The organism is Helicobacter sp. 12S02232-10 (assembly GCF_002272895.1).
GTDB lineage: Bacteria > Campylobacterota > Campylobacteria > Campylobacterales > Helicobacteraceae > Helicobacter_J.
In genome coordinates this window covers 47,928-64,499 of sequence record NZ_MLAQ01000006.1, presented here as the reverse complement: position 1 = coordinate 64,499, position 16,572 = coordinate 47,928, and the positions used below count along the sequence as shown (strand labels likewise).

13 protein-coding genes and 1 other RNA gene are annotated in these 16,572 nt (G+C 35.0%); 9 read left to right on the top strand and 5 right to left on the bottom strand.

The window, feature by feature from the left end; genetic code table 11:
- Window positions 1-68 precede the first annotated feature (68 nt).
- The 4 genes from BKH41_RS06050 (at window position 69) to BKH41_RS06035 (ending at window position 5,701) form a co-directional block, all read left to right on the top strand.
- Window positions 69-428, top strand: a complete 360-nt coding sequence (locus BKH41_RS06050; RefSeq protein WP_095298013.1) for a methionine-R-sulfoxide reductase — start codon at window positions 69-71, stop codon at window positions 426-428.
- Between the two features lie 9 nt (window positions 429-437).
- Entirely contained in the window at window positions 438-1,820 is a 1,383-nt protein-coding gene (locus BKH41_RS06045; RefSeq protein ID WP_095298011.1) for an NAD(P)H-hydrate dehydratase, read from the top strand.
- A gap of 66 nt (window positions 1,821-1,886) precedes the next feature.
- Window positions 1,887-3,125 carry an MFS transporter gene (locus BKH41_RS06040; protein ID WP_180762758.1) on the top strand — a complete coding sequence of 413 codons (1,239 nt, stop codon included), beginning with the start codon at window positions 1,887-1,889 and terminating at the stop codon, window positions 3,123-3,125.
- A 305-nt stretch (window positions 3,126-3,430) separates the two neighbouring features.
- Window positions 3,431-5,701 (top strand): TonB-dependent receptor, encoded by a 2,271-nt coding sequence (locus tag BKH41_RS06035; protein ID WP_095298009.1) that lies wholly within the window; start codon window positions 3,431-3,433, stop codon window positions 5,699-5,701.
- Between the two features lie 702 nt (window positions 5,702-6,403).
- Here the strand turns inward: BKH41_RS06035 and ffs are convergent.
- The 4 genes from ffs to BKH41_RS06015 all read right to left on the bottom strand — a co-directional run bounded on the left by ffs (window position 6,404) and on the right by BKH41_RS06015 (window position 10,463).
- Window positions 6,404-6,501, bottom strand: an RNA gene (gene ffs / locus BKH41_RS06030) — signal recognition particle sRNA small type.
- A gap of 48 nt (window positions 6,502-6,549) precedes the next feature.
- Window positions 6,550-7,653 (bottom strand): tricarballylate utilization 4Fe-4S protein TcuB, encoded by a 1,104-nt coding sequence (gene tcuB, locus BKH41_RS06025; RefSeq protein WP_095298007.1) that lies wholly within the window; start codon window positions 7,651-7,653, stop codon window positions 6,550-6,552.
- Between the two features lie 9 nt (window positions 7,654-7,662).
- Window positions 7,663-9,054, bottom strand: a complete 1,392-nt coding sequence (gene tcuA / locus BKH41_RS06020) for an FAD-dependent tricarballylate dehydrogenase TcuA (protein ID WP_095298005.1) — start codon at window positions 9,052-9,054, stop codon at window positions 7,663-7,665.
- 104 nt (window positions 9,055-9,158) lie between these two features.
- A complete protein-coding gene (locus BKH41_RS06015; protein ID WP_095298003.1) occupies window positions 9,159-10,463 on the bottom strand; it encodes an MFS transporter in 1,305 nt (434 codons plus the stop codon).
- 212 nt (window positions 10,464-10,675) lie between these two features.
- Between BKH41_RS06015 and BKH41_RS06010 the strand changes: the two genes are divergently transcribed.
- Genes BKH41_RS06010 through BKH41_RS05990 form a run of 5 tightly spaced genes read left to right on the top strand, consistent with a single transcriptional unit; the run spans window position 10,676 to window position 15,127 of the window.
- Window positions 10,676-11,350, top strand: coding sequence for a GntR family transcriptional regulator (locus BKH41_RS06010; protein WP_180762757.1), 675 nt, complete (start codon window positions 10,676-10,678; stop codon window positions 11,348-11,350).
- Window positions 11,351-11,396: 46 nt separating this feature from the next.
- Window positions 11,397-12,806, top strand: coding sequence for a hypothetical protein (locus tag BKH41_RS06005; RefSeq protein WP_095297999.1), 1,410 nt, complete (start codon window positions 11,397-11,399; stop codon window positions 12,804-12,806).
- Window positions 12,803-13,417 carry a penicillin-binding protein activator LpoB gene (gene lpoB / locus BKH41_RS06000; protein ID WP_095297997.1) on the top strand — a complete coding sequence of 205 codons (615 nt, stop codon included), beginning with the start codon at window positions 12,803-12,805 and terminating at the stop codon, window positions 13,415-13,417. The genes BKH41_RS06005 and lpoB overlap by 4 nt, the downstream gene beginning before the upstream one ends.
- A gap of 8 nt (window positions 13,418-13,425) precedes the next feature.
- Window positions 13,426-14,352, top strand: a complete 927-nt coding sequence (locus tag BKH41_RS05995) for an LPP20 family lipoprotein (RefSeq protein WP_095297995.1) — start codon at window positions 13,426-13,428, stop codon at window positions 14,350-14,352.
- Window positions 14,353-14,404: 52 nt separating this feature from the next.
- Window positions 14,405-15,127 carry an outer membrane beta-barrel protein gene (locus BKH41_RS05990; RefSeq protein WP_095297993.1) on the top strand — a complete coding sequence of 241 codons (723 nt, stop codon included), beginning with the start codon at window positions 14,405-14,407 and terminating at the stop codon, window positions 15,125-15,127.
- Window positions 15,128-15,181: 54 nt separating this feature from the next.
- Here BKH41_RS05990 and BKH41_RS05985 read toward each other — a convergent pair whose 3' ends face one another.
- Window positions 15,182-16,561 carry an FAD-dependent oxidoreductase gene (locus tag BKH41_RS05985; RefSeq protein ID WP_095297991.1) on the bottom strand — a complete coding sequence of 460 codons (1,380 nt, stop codon included), beginning with the start codon at window positions 16,559-16,561 and terminating at the stop codon, window positions 15,182-15,184.
- Between the last annotated feature and the right edge of the window lie 11 nt (window positions 16,562-16,572).

The following is a 16,572-nucleotide window of genomic DNA, read 5'->3' as shown; positions in this document are numbered from 1 at the left end:
AAAAACATATTTATTTTTACTTTTATGGTATATTCTTCTAGAGAAAAAATACTTGAGGATTTTATCAGATGGCATCATTAACCCCACAAGAATATGCAGTGATTGTAGAGAAAGGCACAGAAGCTCCATTCAGCGGAGAATATAATGATTTTTATCAAGAAGGCATTTATGTGTGCAAACAATGTGGGGCAGAGCTTTATACTTCTGAAGCTAAGTTTAAATCTGGCTGTGGTTGGCCTAGTTTTGATGATGAGATTCAAGGAGCAATTAAGCGTCAAGTTGATGCTGATGGAAGGCGTACTGAGATAGTATGCGCAAATTGTGGCGGTCATTTGGGACATGTATTTATTGGTGAAGGTTATACAGACACAAATACTAGACATTGTGTAAATTCCGTGTCTATCAAGTTTATTCCAAAGAATTTTTAGGTATTTCAGATGCAAAATATTTACAATAGTTTGGAAGTTTTGGATAAGCGAGCTATTGAAAAATATTGTCTGACTGAAGATATTTTAATGGAAAATGCTGCAGTTTCAATCCATCAGTTGATCTCAAAAATTACCCATCATCGAAGTGTTATTATCATTGTTTGTGGAGGAGGAAATAATGGGGGCGATGGATATGCTCTAGCTAGGAGATTGATGGGGGATTATGTCGTCAGATTGTTCATTGTTAAAGAACCTAAGACCAAAATGTGCCAATTGCAATACCAAAGAGCTATGGAAGCTCAAGTTGAAGTCATCAAAAAGATATTTCCCTGCGATATTATCGTGGATTGTTTATTTGGAAGTGGTTTTGCTGGAGAGCTTTTGCCTGATTTTAAAAAAATTATCTTAAGTATGAATAAAGCAGCTAGGATAAAGATTGCTTGCGATATCCCCAGTGGTATTGATAAAGATGGGAATATATCTGATGTTGCTTTTGAGGCGAATTGGACTGTAAGTATGGGAGCGCTTAAAAGTTCTTTGTTTAGCGATGAAGCTAAAGATTATATCGGAGAGATTGTCGTTGGAGATTTGGGTATTAGTAGAAATCTTTATGAAATCAGTTCAAACATTCGTCTTCTTGAAAAAAAAGATATGCGCCTACCTTGTCGGAATAAAGCAAATGTTCATAAAGGGAACTTTGGTCATCTGTGTGTTTATGTCGGAGAAAAAACCGGAGCAGGGCTTTTGAGTGCTTTAGCAGGAATGGCTTTTGGGGTAGGGCTTGTAAGTGTTATTGGCAAGGGCTTTCAACCTCCTGTTGAATTAATGTGTGTTGATAAGATTCCTCAGAATGCAAACGCATTTGCCATTGGTATGGGGATGGGAGATGTGCCTGAAATTTTAGGCGAGATGCTTGAAAAATCTTCTTGCGTCTTGGATGCTGATTTATTGCATCAAGAAAATTTAAAAGACATATTGGAAACTTATGAAAATCTCGTTCTAACTCCCCACCCTAAAGAGTTTGTCTCTCTTTTGAAAATTACAGGTTTTGGATCGATAGAATTGGATGTCTTTTTGAAAAATAGGATGGAAATTTTACGTGAATTTGGTGTCAAATACCCTAAGATTGTTACTTTGTTAAAAGGGGCCAATACGTTGATTGTTCAAAATGATAGGATTTATATCAACACATTTGGAACTCCAAATTTATCCAAAGGGGGGAGTGGAGATGTGCTTGCAGGACTTATAGGAGCTCTATTGGCACAGGGCTATGAATTATTAGATGCAGCCATCAGCGCTTCTTTAGCCCATTCTTTTGCAGCTAGAATAGAAAAATCAAGTTATGGATTAACTCCTTTAAAATTAATAGAAAATATTAAAAATATAATTTAATATTTATCAAAAAGTTTATTCTTATGGTATAATCGAAATCAATATTTAAGATATAAAGAGGTTGGAATGATGCAAAGGGATTGCGTGAGTCCCACAAAGCTTGAAAATAGAATCAAAAAGATTGTCCATAAACCTTTTTTTAAAATAGCCTTGTTTTCAACCACTTCTATGACTGTTTTAGGCAGCGTTGTTATCGCACCTTCTCTGCCAGCTCTTCAAAGCCATTTTCAAAATATTGCAGGCATTGATTTTTTATCCAAACTTGTTTTGACACTTCCTGCTCTTTTTGTGATGCTTTTTTCTCCTTTGAGCGGTTATTTGCTTGATCGTTACGGCAGGATTAAATTTTTGTTTCCGGCTATGGCAATATGGAGTCTTTCAGGCTTTTCAGGCTTTTTTTTGGATAATATTTATCTGATTTTAGTTTCTAGAGCAATTTTTGGAATCGCAACAGCTTTTGTAATGACGGGTGCTACAGCTTTAGTAGGGGATTATTATCTTGGAGAAGATAGGCAAAAGGCACTTGGATTGCAAGGATTTGCTACAGCAGTAGGAAGCGCTGTTTTTATCAGTTTAGGGGGTTATCTTTCGAGTATTGATTGGCGCTATCCATTTTTGGCTTATCTCTTGGGTATTGCTATTGCTATTTTTGCATATACAAAGCTTTTTGAGCCACATCGAAAAAAAACAAAAAAAACACATAAAGAAGTTGAAGGCTCCAATCAAAAATTTAATTTTTTGATGTTTTTACCAGTTTATTTGCTTGTATTCTTTTGTATGGTCGCTTATTATATTTCTCCAACACAAATCCCATTTTTTATTGTTCATAATCTTGGAAAAAATGGAGATATCGTAGGTATTTCAATGTCAGCTTCATCGATTGCCTATGGTGTTTTTTCTTTGTTTTATAATCGTTTTAGAAATATTTGGAGTATTTATGGGATTTATGCTTTGGGTCTTTTTTTGATGGGAACTTGTTTTTTGCTTTTGTATGTGTTTCACAATTATTTAATTGTGATGGTATCTTTGATGTTTTTGGGTGCAGGGGGCGGATTACTCATCGTTAATAGCAGTTCTTATCTTTTATCGATTGCACCTGAAATGCAACGTGCCAAAGCGCTTGGATTTTTTGCCAGTGCAATTTTTTTGGGACAATTTTTTTCTCCTTTGATGACCCAACCGATTGTAGATAGAATGAGTATTTTGGGTTTATTTTTAATATTTACTTGTTTGCTTTATATGCTTGGTTTATTTTTTATTTTTAAAAGCAGAATGAAAAAAAATTTTAGAAAGTTGCAGAGCTAAAATTTTTCCAATACATCATTAGTATTGCAATCAAAACACCACCCCTCTTCAGATAAGATTGATTTTTTAAACAATTGATAAATTTCTTTTTTATAGCTTGTTAAGTTTGATTTTGCAAAGAAAGTCACAAGATCTTATAAATTTTTTATACAGACATTGTTTTTGATACCACACCTTGAAATAATCATATAAACAAATTTTATATTTATTTGAAAAGATAAAATCAGAATATATTTTATAAAAAATTAATAATGATTATTATAGTATTGCAATTGTTTAAAATTTTATTTGTTGAAAGGTTATAAATGAAAAAAATCAGAAAAATGTTTTTTTTAGGTTCTATTATTATGTGTCCTTTATTTGCATTTAGTGATGATGTTTCACAAGGACAGGAAGAAAAATCCTATGTGCTTAAAAAATCCGTTGTTTCTGCATCTGGTTTCGCACAAGATATTAAAGATGCACCTGCTTCTATTGCTTCTATCAGTGAAAAAGACTTGCAGGAGGTTGATTATCACGATTTGGCTGAGGCTATTTATAATGTACCGGGTGTAGATATTGGAACCGGACAGGGAAAAACGGGTGGGTATGAGATTTCTATCCGAGGCTTACCTGCATCTTATACTCTTTATTTGATGGATGGGTTGCGTCAAAATGTTGGGGGGGATGTGGGGACTCAAAACTACGGATGGGCACAGGCATTGAATGTTTTTATGCCTGTGAGACTGGCTATTGAACGCATCGAAGTGATTCGAGGACCTATGAGTACGCTTTATGGTAGTGATGCTTTAGGAGGGGTTGTGAATGTGATTGTCAAAAAGCCCAATATGGATAATTATGAAAATGCGATTGAATTTCAAAGTACTATCAATGAAAGAAAAGAATTTAGCAATTATTATGGTGTGAATTTTTATAGTTCGGGACCTTTGATTAAAAATAAACTCGCCTATCAGATTAGGGGAAGCTATGTCTATAGAAATCCTTCGGATGTTACATTTTCATATACCGATATTGATGGTGTGAAAAAAACTGCTTCTCCTGGATATATTGGGAATCCGACTGAAGGTAATATCTATAATTTGGGTTTAAGACTTGCTTATGCAATGGATGAAAAGAATTATTTTTATTTTGATGTTGCAAATGGCTATCAGAATTATGATAATCGTAAAAAGCAACTTGGAGATTTTACTTCTTCTCCAAAATTTTATGTGACTTACCGTACTAATTATGTGCTTGCTCATTTGGGTAGTTATGATTGGGGGCAAACAAAAACAACCTTGCAATATAACAATACTGTCAATCGCGGGCGTGTCGTGCCTTATCAAAAATCTCTTATAGATGATTCACACGAAAATAGAGATATTAAAGGCAATGATATGATTTTACAAAGTCAAGCTACAATGCCAGTCTATACAAATAAATGGTTTGCTGATACAGTTACGGTAGGGGTGCAATATTGGCTACAAACTTTTCACGATTCTCCCTATGGGACAAATCCTTATCCTTGGAGTCACGATTCCACTAAAATTGGCAAAAACACCGATAAAACGCTTGTCAATACCAATTATATTCGTTATGCCAATCCTAAGGGAATTAACACACTCAAAAATCAAGCTGCGATTTATTTGGAAAATGAGAGTGTTTTTATAGATGATGTGATCTTGACACTTGGAGCCAGATATACTTATGATCAGCAATTTGGACACAATATTTCGCCTAGAGCATATTTGGTTTATAATGCCTTGGATTGGTTTCAGCTTCGAGGGGGTGTTTCAACAGGTTATAAACAGCCTTATATTAGCGAGACTACAACGTCTGCTTTTGGTTATGGTGCTCAAGGAGGGCTTCCATTTTTGGGCAATCCAGATTTAAAACCTGAAACATCAATTAGCTATGAAGCGGGGTTTGCATTTGATTTTTCTCATTTTGGTTTTGGAGCCACTTATTTTCGTAATGACTATAAAGACAAGATTAATCGCGATTCCCTCAACTATGGAGAAGGAACTTGTAGCAATCCTTATGTAGTAGGACACGATAAAGCGACTACGGGATGTAGTATCAATGTCAATGTAGATCGTGCTTATACACAGGGCGCAGAAGTGGTTTTCTCACTCAAGCCTCTATATGGATTCAGTTTGAATGCTAATTATACTTTTACCTATAGCGAACAACTTACAGGCAAAAAAAAGGGCGATCCCGTTACGAATACGCCTAAACATCAAGCGAATGTAAATCTTAATTATGACTTATTTGGTAAGGCTGATATTTATTTGCAAGGTGTTTATAAATCTGAAAGATATCGCAATGCAGGGAAAAATGAAAAGGCAATTGCTGAGAAGTGGGGGGAATATTTGTCAAAGTGGTTTAAGCCTTATTATGCATTGAATTTGGGTGTAAATTACAGAATCAATAAGACATTTCGAGTGAGTTTGGGGATTCAAAATTTATTGGGCACAAATTTTATTGATTATCGAGCCTATGGTAAAAATAAAAGTAATGAAGATAGTTTAATCAATCTGTGGAATGCCAGCTATGAAGGCAGGCGCTATTTTATTACGCTTGGAGCAAGATTTTAATCTTACTCACTTGTTTTGTTGGTGTTTGAGATTCATAAAAATTTTTCATTTTTTTGAATTCTTGACAATAATATTGCAAAATCTCTATTTTTTAAAATCTTTTTCTTTAGGAGTGGGCGGGTTCTACTTGCGAAACATCGCTCACTCCCTTCCTAAGACCTACCCCCACCCACTACACACTTTTTAAATGCAAATTTCCAAAACCTATTTCTTATCTGCTAATGCTTTAATGTAAAAGTTAAAATTGTGTTTTGATTTTTTCTTAAAAGCGTGACAGGGGTTACAGGGTTGTTAAGGGACATAAGTATTACCCACCCGCCCATAAAGCGGTCTTTTCAATTTAAGCCCCCTTGTCCCTTAAAAGGCGAAGCCTTAGGAATAAAATAATTTTTGAAAAAGCATTTGTGAAAATCAAGTTTTTACAAAATCTCTATTTCTTATCTGCTAATGCTTTAATGTAAAAGTTAAAATTGTGTTTTGATTTTTTCTTAAAAGCGTGACGGGGGTTACAGGGTTGTTAAGGGACATAAGGGGGCGGTCTTTTCAATTTAAGCCCCCTTGTCCCTTAAAAAGGCGAAGCCTTAGAAATAAAATAATTTTTGAAAAAGCATTTGTGAAAATCAAGTTATTTTAAAAAAATAGAGATTTTAAAAAGATCTTATCTGTTATGTTAGAAAGGAATAAAAATCTAAAGAATAAAACCCCTTCCCAGATGGCTAAGGCACATCACAAATCAAGCTGCTCTGCTGTGTTCCCACCCTGAAGCATTATCCTAATCTGCAATTGCATAGGTCTGAAAAGAGGCAATACAATTCTACACTCTTAGGGCTTAAAATTTTGTAAAACAATTAAGGTTTTTTTATCTCCAAATTATATTTGATCAAAGCACCCAAACGATAGAATCCGTGAATAAACTTTCCATAAGGCATCATTATAAATAACGCCAACACCGTACTTAAATGAAATAATATTAAAAATGCCATTCCCTGACTTTCTCTAAAAATCATTAAAATCAAGCCGCTTAAAGAAACAATAAACAGACTAAAAATAAAAGCGTAATCCATTCCCATTGTTTTGAGAGATTTCAATCTGGCATCAGCAATCAGTTTTAAAATAAAAAGCCCTAAGGTCCCGATACAAAGAGATATGCCACCAAAAGTTCCAAACAACTTGGGCAAACTCAAAAATGCATAAGGGGCGTGAAGATTTAAAAAATGCTCGTAAAATGCGCCTAAAGATGTCGCCACAAAACAAGACAAAAAACCATAAAATGTAAAATGATGAAATATTTTTCTAAGACTAGAACGCTCATCTTTTGGGTATGTACACCCATCATTATTATGTCCTCCCAAATATTTCAAAGAAAATGCATCAAAAAAAGCTTGGCAAATAGAACTTGAGGTAATTTCTTCTTTTTTTTGAATATGAGAAAAAAATCTTACAAAACCCGCTCCCAAAGCGCAAAAAACAAATACCCCGACGATACCAAAAGTCCATACCATCAGATGATAAGGAACAATCCTGTAAAAATCTCCTTCATAGTCCCCTAAAGGAAAATCCGCACGATGCGATAAGAATGCCATAAAAAATACTGCAAAAATACAAGCAAGCAACACGATAGAGACAAAAAAGCCATTTTTTTCAAAAACTTTCCCAATCCATCGAGGATAAGCAAATTTTTGATAACTCATTGCCCTAATATCGCTAAATTGACTTGGTATATTCACATTAAATTCGTGCGGTGGTGCATATTGACAAGCATAGAAACACTCCCCGCACTGATGGCATAAATTTGCCAAATAATCAATATCTTTCCATTCAAAACTTCTTCTTTTTTCCATAGCCGGAAAAACGGCACAAAAACCTTCACAATATCTACACGAATTGCAAATAACACAAGAATTTTTCGCTGACTCATAAATTTCTTTTTCATCAAAACCAATTTGCTTCATTTTTTTCCCTCAAAAGAATTTTGCCGCATTTTCTCCGGCTATTTTTCCAAACACTGAACCTATAGACATTCCAAATCCTGCTACATACCCTTTGGATAAAATATTGCCAGCCATTATTTCTCCGGCTGCAAAAAGGTTTTTACACACACTCCCATCTTCTTTCACAATTTGAGCATTTTTGGTCACTTTAACGCCCAAATAAGTAAAGGTTATTCCTGGACGTAAGGGGTAACAATAAAAAGGAGGTGTATCGACTTTTTGCGCCCAATGGGTTTTTTCAATTTCCAATCCTTTGGTTTTACACCCATCCAAAATCATATGATCAAACTTAGAGGGGACTACGCTGTTATTATAATCAGATACGGTTTTTTCCAAAGCGTTCTTATCTAACTTCAAAATCTCTGCCAAATCTGCAATACTTGAAGCCACTATCGGCGGAAACAAAGAAGGCATATATTTATCCAAAACCTTTGAATCAGTTATACAATAAGCAATCTGATCTGGCTGATTAGCAACAAGTCTCCCCCAAATCGCATATCTCTTGGGCCAAAAATCTTCCCCTTCATCATAAAATCTTTGAGCATTCTTATTAACTACAATCCCCAAAGAAACGCAATCTACTCTTGATACAATCCCTCCATCATATTTAGGTGCTCTTGCATCAATGGCAACCATATGCCCTTGCGTAGGATCTCCTAGAATTTTGGCACCCTCTTTTTTCAAAACTTTAAGCATCAACCCTTGATTATACCGAGTCCCCCGAATCAAAAAATTATCTGCCCTTGCTCCCCACGCTTCTTTAAGCCAAGTGAGATTGGATTCAAAGCCACCTGAAGCGATCACATAAGATTTTGCTTTGATTTTTTTGGTTTCGCCTGTTTTTTTATTTCGAACCAAAATATATTTGCAAATATCATCTTGAATACACAAATCTAAAGCCTCACACTCATAAACCACCTCAATACCAAGCCGTTTGGCTGCGTGGTAATAAGCGTTAAGCAAAGCCTTTCCGCCTCCTAAAAAAAAAGCATTTGTCCTTCCCAACTGGAGAGTGCCTCCAAGACTAGGTTGGAATCTCACTCCGTAAGATTTGGCCCATTGAACGATCTTTGGAGTTTGAGAAATCACAAAACGGGCATATTCTTCATTCGTCTCCCCCTCGCTCACGCGATATACATCTTCATAAAATTCATCTTCAGTATAACTCCCGCTTAAAACATCTGTAGGTTCGGTATGCATCGAACGAAGATTTCTAGTATGCTGGGAATTGCCTCCTCTCCAATCCTTTGGCGCAGTTTCCAAAACAAGTACTTTGCCCCCGTTTTCTTTTGCCGATAATGCCGCACAAAGTGCTGCATTTCCTCCGCCTACAATCAAAACATCACAATCAAGCTGTTCCATAATGCTATCCTTGCTTTCAAGCACAATTTATGGCTTTTAAAATTCACACTGATAGATTAATATTTTTTAGCTTAATGTATTCTTTTGTATTCAATAAAATACAATTAATATTCACTCTCTTTGCGGCGGTGATAAACCCCACCTTTTCTAAAAAGTGTCCAACTTGCCAACAAGCTACACAAAGCCGCTATACTCAGCCAAATGCCAGGCATAGCACTATTACCTGTAGTATGAATCAGATAGGTTGAAATCGCAGGCGTAAAGCCTCCAAAAATTGCTACTGCAATCGAATACGAAAGCGAAAAACCAAGCGCCCTCACCTGAGGAGGCATAATTTCAGAAAGTCCGACAACCATAGCTCCGTTATAACTCCCAAAAATAAAACTGAACCATAACTCAACAATTACAAGATTGGTAAAGCTAATATGATGGACCAAAAAATACATCATTGGATAAGCGCTAATAAGGTTAAGAAACGTAATGACCATCAAAATCGGTTTTCTCCCGATTTTATCGCTCAAAGCCCCTGCAACAGGCAGCCAAAAAAGATTACTAAGCCCCACAATAGCAGTCACGATAAAACTATCAAGTCTAGAGAGATGCAACACTCTATTGGCAAAAGTAGGCGTGTAGGCAGTAATGAAATAAAAAGTAACCGTCGTCATCATTACAAATAAACTCCCCAAAACTACAACCTGCCAATTTTCGACCATATTTTTCAACATTGCGCTCAATTTTTTAGGGGCTTGATGCGCTCTTGCTTTGAATTCAGGGGTTTCTTCCAAAGTACGTCTAATGATGAATAAAAAAGGTACAACCAAGCAACCAAAAATAAAAGGAATCCTCCATCCCCACTCACTCACAATCTGATCACCCAAATAATAATGCAAGACAACTCCAAAAATTCCTGCTGCAATTGTGGCAACTTGTTGAGAAGCACTTTGCCAAGAAACATAAAATCCTTTTTTATCAGCCGGAGCAATTTCGGCAAGATAAACGCTTGCACCCCCTATTTCAGCTCCTGCACTAAACCCTTGCAAAAGCCTCCCGATAACCACAATCACAGGTGCCAAAATTCCGATTTGTTCATAACCAGGACAAACTGCTATTGTAAGCGTACCCACTGCCATTAAAGAAAGTGTTATTAAAAGTCCTTTTCTCCTCCCGTGCTTATCCATATACCCTCCGAGTATAATCGCTCCGACAGGTCTCATCAAAAATCCCACGCCAAATGCCATAAAACTCATCATAATAGAAGCAAACTGGCTGCTTGAAGGGAAAAAAACTTGCGCAATAAAACTGGCATAAAACCCATAAACTGCAAAATCATACATTTCCAAAAAATTGCCACTAGCAACCCTGAAAATAGATTTTGCATCCTTAATAGCTTTGCTTTGAGACTTATCCATTAAATACTCCTAGTGTATTGATTGATTATGATGTTGAAAAAAACAATCTATCAACTCTGATATTTTTTTACTTAAACTATTCTAAGAATACAAAAAAATAGCTATCTATATTTACCAAACTTTACATTTTTACAAGTAATAATCAAGCAAATTTCAAAAATTTAATCTGTATAATAAAACCAAAATAAATAAAAATGCTTTTAAGGAAAATAATGCCACACGAAACAAAAAAAGCAATGAATTCTGGCGAACAAGCTTATCGCTACATCATCGAATCCATAAAAAACGCAACACTACTGCCTGGATGCCGGATCAGAGAAAATGATTTAGTCCAAACGATAGGACTTAGTAGAACACCTATAAGAGAAGCAATCAATCTGCTGATCAATGAAGGATTGATTACAAATGACCAAAAACGCGGGTTTATCATCACCGAACTTGATCAAAATATGATTGCTCAGCTTTATGAAATGCGCGAAGTTTTAGAAGGAGCAGCCGCCAGATTGGCCGCTCAACACGCTTCAGATGTTGAAATCAGTATTTTAGAAAATATCGTCGAAGACCAAACCCGAGCAAAGACTCTCCAAGACATTGCCAAAAACAATAAAATTTTTCATAGCACCCTCTATCAGTGCGCTCACAATAAATTTCTTTTAAAAACCATTCAAGAACTTGAAAATTCTCTGCTCCTTTTGGGAAGCACAACACTCAAAGATCCCCAAAGACAACTCCAATCTCACCAAGAACATCTTGATATTTTAAATGCCCTTAAAAACAGAAACTTGCAACAAGCAAAAGAATGCGCCGAATTTCATATTAGACAAGCTTATAAAATCCGTTTAGATAGATTTTTGCTTAAAAAAAAATTAAGCTCTAAGCATTTTTAAGCTAAATTGCAAAGAATAAAATTACATTCAAAGGTTTTTTAATACAATGAAATACTTGCTCTCTCTTTTATATCCTTTGGTATTCTTCCTAATCTGGGGATGTGCGAGCTATCAAGGAAAAATCGAGCATTTCAATAAGCTCTATTATGAAGAAAATCAAGAAAAAGCTTATGACTTTTCAAAAAAATTCATCAAGAATGATTTATTATGGGAAATTCAAAACGGTATCAATGCCTTTGTCATCGGAAAATATGAAGAATCTCTAAAAACACTTGATGAAGCTGAAACATTATTAAATAAAAATCAAGCACAAAATATTTTTTCAAGCTCTTTCGATAATATCGGTGCGACTCTGATTAATGATAATGTCAAAAGCTATCACGGGAATATCTATGAAGGTATCTTGATCAACTATTACAAGGCATTAGATGCTATGGTTACAGGAGATGAGGCAAGAGCAAGAATAGAGTTTAACCGCGCCAACGACAGACAAAGGCGAGCCAAAGAATACTATCAAAAAGAAATTCAGGCCGATTTAAAGAAAAATAAAGACAATCAGACCAAAAAAAACACCTCATCTGAAAAACTCGATACAAATACCTCTCAAGAACAAGTTGATTCTATATTAAACTCACAATATTCAAATCTGAAGCACTTTAAGGCCTATGACGGATTTGTAAATCCACTCATATCCTATGTTTCAGGCTTATATTTTTCTCTTCAAAAAGACCCTAAAGGGATTGATTTGCTCAAAGAATCCTATGGGATTAATCATTCAGATATTATCGGAGAAGATCTTGTATTGTTTCAAACACATTCTGCTTCATCAAAAAAATATACTTGGATTATCATTGAAGATGGAAAATCCTCTTCAAAAAAAGAATTTACAATTGAAATGCCTCCTATTGTAGTGGATAAAAAAATTTATTATTTTAAGATATCTGTCCCTGAACTTGAAGACGGTGTCAATTTTTACACTTCTTTTAAATTGAAGGCAAAAAATGCCAAAAAATTTGATGAAATTTCGATATTTGATGGAGTCATTGCAAACGAATTTTCCAAACAACTCCCCTATATTCTCACAAGAGCAATTATTTCTGCAGGCTATAAAACTTCTCTTCAAATTACACTGAATGAGCTTTTTGGAGATATAGGCGGAATCGTAGGGGCATTGTTTTCTGCCACTACAACTTTTGCAGATACGCGAATTACGACCGTTTTCCCTCATAAAGTCTGGCTGACCCGACTTCAAAATTATCAAGGAAAAGTTATATTAAAAGGAAATGAGAAAAATATTTTTGATTTTGAATTGATTGATTGTAAGCAAAAAGATCCCTTAACCCAAACAGCACAAACAGATCATTTAAAAATTTGCAAAAATACTGACAATCTCATCTATATAAGAACTACAAAAAATAATATAATACCAAAATTACTTATCGGAGAAAAACAATGAATTCTAAACTTATTACCATTGCTTTTATAAGCGCATTTATCCTAGCAGGTTGCACTTCCAAAGTAAAATATATCGATCCAAAGGATTCCAAAGAATATACAGGCATCGGATTAGACTATCACGATATTGAGGATGCTGCAAGTAAAAGCGTTCAGTCTCTTTTGCAAAGCGGTTATGTTAAAAATCTAGGCACACAAAAAAGTCCGAAAGTCTTGGCAATCTCTGATGTCACCAACGATACAATGCAAAATTTCAGCACTGAAGAACTGACAAGAAAAATCACTCGCGATATGAGAAACAGTGGAAAATTTATCTTAACAATGGCAATGTCAGGAAGCGGAGGAACAACTGACAAAATGCTCAAACAAGCTAGAGATGCACGAGATAACTCTGAATTCAATCAATATACCGTTCAAGAAAAAGGAAATTTAATTGCGCCTGAACTCTCACTATCAGGAAAAATAGTTCAGCGCAACACAAAAATAGGTTCAAAACAACGCGTTGATTATTATTTTCTTTTGACGCTTACAGACATCAAAACCGGCTTAGTTGTTTGGGATGATGAAGTCAATATTATCAAACTTGGCAGCAATAAATCCGTTGCGTGGTGAGTTTTTTAATGCTCAAACCGCTTTCAAAACTTTTTTGCGTCGCTTTTTTTTTCGTCGGATGTATGAATGTGTCAGGCTCTCTCACGCCCCCTTCTTGGTTCGTCTCCATTCCCAATGACAATACAGCCCTTTATGGGAATGGAATTGGAAAGTCTTTGGAAGAATCCAAACAAAATGCCATCAATGATTTAGCTTCAAGCATCAAAGTTAAAATTAATTCAAGCATTTCTCTTACCAATACCCAAACAGATCAAAACGAACACTCTGAAATATTTCAAAATATTCACCTGTCTATAGAAACTATTGAGCTCCAAGATATTAAACTTGTGCATAGCGAATACAAAAATGCCCAATACTATTCCCAAGTCAAAATCTCCAAAAAGACCCTCCTTCAAACACTTAAAAAAGAATACCAAACTCTGTATGAAGAACTTCACACATTTCAAAACAGTCATTGCAAATCTCTGTCTATTAGAGATAAAAACACATTGCAAAGCTTGTTAGCAAAACTTGATTCTTTAGAACAAAGCATTATCGCACTAAACCCCACCTCCTCTCTTCCCTCATTTAAGATTTACAAAGATATTTTAAACCAAAACTCCCCACTTCCAAAAGCTGTTCTGATTTTTTCTCCAAATAGTGATCCTGAAATTGTCAATATCTTAAGTGCAGAATACGCAAAATTTATCAGGAATACCGATGAAAAAAATACTCACACAATTAAAAATAACATTTCAGTTCATCCTCAAGGAAATCAAATTAGCATTTCTTTGGAAGCAGATATTTATGATTGTCAAAATAATGTGATTTTTCACACCAAAATCCAATCTGTCCAAAACAACAAAACAGATGCCTTAAATCGGCTTAAAGTCCAACTCTATAAAAAACTTCAAGAATATTCTCAAATCAAAAAAAATCCAATTCCCCAAATTTAAGCTTATTTTTCCAAGCACTCAAATTCTGATATAATGAAAATAAAGGAAGAAAATGCAAGTTTTTCAAAAAACAATTCAAATTTTTTTTATGTGTGGGCTTTTTTTCGGATTTTTAAATGCTCAAAAAGCCCTTATGCTAGGCATAGATTTCGGAGACAATATCAATAACGAAAATTTTCTCAAAGCCACAAGCACACTTGATACCCAATCAGGTTTTAACCCCTCTATCGGACTCAAGATGGGTTACCAATATTACTTTAGAAATTTTTTGGGATTTAGAGCATATGTAGGGGCAAATTATGTCAATATGAAAAAATCAATTACCTACAATCACGCCGGCGGATTGGGTCCCATCTCAAGCAAAGGAAATATGGAGTATTCGGGTTTTAGTTTTAGCGGGAATATTGACGTGCTTCTAAAATACGACTTTACAAAAAATTTTGCTCTAGGCATTTATGGGGGTATAGGCTATGAAGGAACTTTTTTTAAAGACAGCAAAGTAGCCATCACAGCCGTTGATCCAGGTGCTCTGGAATTGTTTGGAAACGTTAATCATATCAATGGAAACGGATTGATTTATAATCTTGGCTTCCACACACTTATTGCTCAAAGCCATCAATTTGAAATAGGAGTTAAATTTGCCCCATATAACATAAACAGCCGTTCGAACCTATCCAACAGAATCGGTGATATAAACAATCTAGGTTTGCATTCGCAAGTAAAAATGGGAACCCTTGCATTTATAGGTTATCGCTACTTGTTTAATCTAGATTAAGAAATAAAATTTTTCAAATCTTAATCGGCATAAGAGATAGCTAGACTTTCCTAATTATCCCTGATATTCTCTGATCTTCTTGATGATTCCTACAGATGCACTCAACAACGCTTCATTCAATGCAGGATGGATATAAAGCATTTCTTTCAAATGTCTTATATCATTATCAATATTCATAACAGCCAAAATCTGATGTATCATCGTAGCACTCTCATAACCTATCAAATGTGCCCCCAATATCTCATAAGTATGCGGATCAACCAATAATTTCGTTCTACTGAAAGACTCTTTTAAGCTCATTGCTTTTGCACTAGCGAGCCAATTGTGTGTATAGGATATATATTTAATTCCAAGTTCTTCGGCTTTTTTAGCACTAAGCCCAACACTAGCAATCTCAGGATAACTGAAAATTGCGTGAGGAATGTATTTAAATTCTAAAGGAATATTTTCATTTTCCAATAGAACCTTTGCCAAATGATTTGCCTCATAAGCTGCAGTATGCTGGAGCATATTCTTACCGCTTGCATCCCCAATCACATAAACGCCTTTTGCATCCGTTTCAAAATATTTATTTCTTGTTATATATCCCCTAGAATCCAGCTTTATATCCGTATTTTCTAATTTTAAAATATCAGCATTACTCTCTCTGCCAATGGCATAAAGCAAAACATCAACCCTTAATTTATCCTTGATGCCATCAGTATTTTTCATAACGATATCAAACCCATTGTTACAAAATACTGCTTCATCAATAAAGGTTTTAAATCTCACATCAATATTTTCAGAATATTCTTTTGTAAAAATATCGATTATTTCTTCATCTTCATTTTTAAGCAATCCCTGACCCCTTACAATTTGAATCACTTTAGTTCCAACAGCGCTAAAAAAATTACCTAACTCACAAGCAATCGCTCCTCCCCCCACAATCACCATTGACTTTGGCATCTCTCTTTTAAAAGGAAAAATATCATCGCTTGTAAGAGCATTTTCAAAAGGTGGCTTCATTGGACGACTGCCCGTGTCAATGATGATTTTATCGGCACTCAAGGAAATATTTTTTCCAAAATTATCACAAATATTTATAATATGATTTTGAATAAAGCTCGCACATCCCCTATAAATATCAACATTTTTAAGGCGTTCTTGGTATCTGAAATCTACTTGTTCTATATAATCATTGACTTCTTCAAAAATTTTCTTAACATCAATATTTTCAATTTTTGCATCTATAAAATGTTTTTTACAGGATTTAATCTCTCTTATCTTGTTGGCATACCCAATCAAAAGCTTTGAAGGCACACAGCCTTTATTAGGACAAACTCCTCCGAGTTTATCTTTTTCTATAATCGCCACTTTTTTGCCCAATTTTGCCGCTCTTATTGCAAAATTACTTGCCCTTCCCGATCCGATAACAATAAAATCATAATGTTCCATACATATCCTTT